Consider the following 3,292-nt stretch of genomic DNA (forward strand, 5'->3'; position numbering starts at 1 on the left):
GGGTGTTCAAAGAGGGTAGAAACCGTAGGTGTCTACCCTTTTTGCCCCCGCCGCGGGTGCGGCGCAGTTCCGTTCGCTTCTCAAGCGGCAGTTTAACAAATAAAGACCATTCAATAAATCTAAATTATATATACAGTTAAAAATGAGGAGGAATTAACAATGGGAAGAGCATTGATCATCGGCTGCGGCGGTGTTGCCGGCGTAGTTATCCACAAGTGCTGCCAGAACAGCGACGTTTTTGAGGAAATTATGATCGCGTCCCGCACCAAGAGCAAGTGCGACGCGATTAAGGAGAAGCTGGACGGCACGACCGCAACCAAAATCCGCACCGCCAAGGTGGACGCGGACAACGTGGACGAGCTGTGCGCGCTCATCGACGAGTACAAGCCGGACATCGTGATGAACATTGCGCTGCCGTATCAGGACCTGACCATCATGGATGCGTGCCTCAAGTGCGGCGTAAACTACATGGATACGGCAAACTATGAGCCGGAGGACACCGACGATCCGGAGTGGCGCGCTATTTACGAGAAGCGCTGCAAGGACGAGGGCTTTACCGCGTACTTTGACTACTCCTGGCAGTGGGCGTACAAGAAGAAGTTTGAGGAGGCCGGTCTGACCGCTCTGCTCGGCTCCGGCTTTGACCCGGGTGTAACGCAGGCGTACTGCGCTTACGCACAGAAGCATCTGTTCGATGAAATCGACACCATCGACATTCTGGACTGCAACGGCGGCGACCACGGCTATCCGTTCGCGACCAACTTCAACCCAGAGATCAATCTGCGTGAGGTATCCGCACCGGGTTCGTACTGGGAGAACGGTCACTGGGTTGAAATTCCGGCGATGAGCATCAAGCGCGAGTACGACTTCGATCAGGTCGGCCATAAGGACATGTACCTGCTCCACCACGAGGAGATCGAGTCCCTCGCCAAGAATATTCCGGGCGTGCAGCGCATCCGCTTCTTCATGACCTTCGGTCAGTCCTACCTGACCCACATGAACTGCCTCGAGAACGTTGGCATGCTGTCCACCACCCCGATCGAGTTTGAGGGCCACCAGATCGTGCCGATCCAGTTCCTCAAGGCGCTGCTGCCCGATCCGGCAACGCTCGGTCCGCGCACCAAGGGCAAGACCAACATCGGCTGCATCTTCACCGGCAAGAAGGACGGCAAGGAAAAGACCGCCTATATCTACAACGTCTGCGACCACGAGGAGTGCTACCGCGAGGTCGGCTCGCAGGCCATCAGCTACACCACCGGCGTTCCGGCGATGATCGGCGCGGCGATGCTGCTGACCGGCAAGTGGAACAAGCCGGGCGTGTACACGGTGGAGGAGTTTGATCCCGATCCGTACATGGAGGCGCTGAACAAGTGGGGTCTGCCGTGGCAGATCAACGACAAGCCGGTACTGGTGGACTGATATGAAATTTACTGAGCTTCCTACGCCCTGCTACCTGCTCGATGAAAACCGTCTGGTGCAGAATCTGGCCGTCCTGCGGGACGTTGCCAGACGCACCGGCGCGAAGATCCTGCTGGCGCAGAAGGCGTTCTCGATGTTTTCCGTGTACCCGCTGATTCGGGAGTATCTGGCGGGCACAACGGCCTCCGGTCTGTACGAGGCACGGCTCGGTCATGAGGAATTCGGCGGCGAGACCCATGTTTACGCACCGGCTTACGCGGAGGGCGAGTTCCGCGAGCTTCTGGAGTACGCCGACCACATTGTGTTCAACTCGTTCACGCAGTGGAAGGCCTACGGCAGCCTTGCCCGCGCGGCAGGGAAGAGCTGCGGCCTGCGGCTCAATCCGGAGTGCTCCACGCAGCCGAGCGACCACGCGATGTACGACCCGTGCGGTCCGGATTCGCGCCTCGGCATTACGATAGAGAATTTTCAGCCGGAGCTGCTCGACGGCATTGAAGGCTTCCATTTCCACACGCTCTGCGAGCAGAATTCGGACGATCTGGTGCGGACTGTCGCTGCATTTGAGCAGAATTTCGGGCAGTATATGGATGGCCTGAAATGGCTCAACCTCGGCGGCGGCCACCATATCACCCGCGCGGATTACGATGTGGAAACGCTGGTGCACTGCATTGATTATCTGCAGAAAAAGTACAAGGTGCAGGTTTATCTGGAGCCGGGCGAGGCCGTTGTGCTGAATGCGGGCTATCTGGTCGCCACCGTGCTTGAGGTGATGCACAACCATAAGGACATTGCGATTCTGGATACCTCGGCGGCGTGCCATATGCCGGACGTGCTCGAGGTGCCGTACCGTCCGCCGGTGTACCGCGGCGGCGAGCCGGGCAAAAAGGCGTTCACCTATCTGCTGACCGGCCGCTCCTGCCTCGCAGGCGACGTCATCGGCGAGTATTCGTTCGATGTGGCGCTCGGCGCCGGTGAGCAGGTCGTGTTCGAGGACATGGCGCTCTACACCATGGTCAAGACCAATACGTTTAACGGTATGCCGCTGCCGCTCATCGCGGTAAGACGCGCCGACGGCACGGATGAGGTCGTGCGGATGTTCGGGTATGAGGAGTTTAAGCGGAGACTTTCGTAAGTTCCTGCCGGGCGGGAGTCTGTTTCTCTGCACCGGCTGAGCGGGGGACGCGAACTGCCGCAGGCGTGTTCGCCCCGACGGGGCGGCTCCTTTCTCTGCACCGGCTGACTGGGGCACACGAACTGCGTGAGCGTGTTCGCCCCTAACGGGCGGGGAGGTTTTCGCTGAACCTCAGCGGGGAGTGCGCCTACCCGGCGGGGGCACAAGAGGGTAGACACCTACGGTTTCCACCCTCTTGTGAATCACCCCTTTCCCTTGGAGGGTCTGGCGCAGATTGCCGACATGTGACCGCTGCGAAGTAGGGGAACGGCAGTCGGGTTACCGAAGCGTGTCTTTCTCCGCCTTTTCGCAGTTCACAGACAACGTACTGCTACACATACGGTTTACTCTACGCAGGCGCGGCATAACCGTGCCGCGCAACTCTTTAACACGTTATACCGCATGGCACCTACGAATTAAGCGTTTGGTACAATTTATCTTCGCAGGCCCTGTCCATTATAACGTGCTGACGACTTGCGCGACACTGTTATGTCGCGCCTGCTTAGATGAAATCACATGTGTAGCAGTAATGTATCTGACACTGCGAATATGTTGAGAAAGACACGGAAGAAAAAATCCTCTGTCGTTCCCCTTTTCGAAGCGGTCACATATAGGAAATCTGCGCCAGATTAGGAAGCAAGGGAAAGGTAGGAGTTCAAAGAGGAAGGGAAACCGCAGGTGTCCCTTCCTTTTTGCCCCCGC

2 protein-coding genes are annotated in these 3,292 nt (G+C 57.9%); both read left to right on the plus strand.

The features are described 5' to 3' along the window. The first annotated feature begins 159 nt into the window (after positions 1 to 159). Positions 160 to 1,419, plus strand: coding sequence for a saccharopine dehydrogenase family protein (locus DW088_RS14880; RefSeq protein ID WP_118361766.1), 1,260 nt, complete (start codon positions 160 to 162; stop codon positions 1,417 to 1,419). Position 1,420: 1 nt separating this feature from the next. Continuing rightward, positions 1,421 to 2,551, plus strand: a complete 1,131-nt coding sequence (nspC, locus tag DW088_RS14885) for a carboxynorspermidine decarboxylase (RefSeq protein WP_118361768.1) — start codon at positions 1,421 to 1,423, stop codon at positions 2,549 to 2,551. The last annotated feature ends 741 nt before the right edge of the window (positions 2,552 to 3,292 follow it).

This window comes from Butyricicoccus sp. AM05-1, from assembly GCF_003474415.1.
GTDB lineage: Bacteria > Bacillota > Clostridia > Oscillospirales > Butyricicoccaceae > Agathobaculum > Agathobaculum butyriciproducens.

Excerpts from the sequence above, each read along its gene's own strand:
- DW088_RS14880 (WP_118361766.1), top strand. The coding sequence starts at position 160 with ATGGGAAGAGCATTGATCATCGGCTGCGGCGGTGTTGCCGGCGTAGTT.
- nspC (WP_118361768.1), top strand. The coding sequence starts at position 1,421 with ATGAAATTTACTGAGCTTCCTACGCCCTGCTACCTGCTCGATGAAAAC.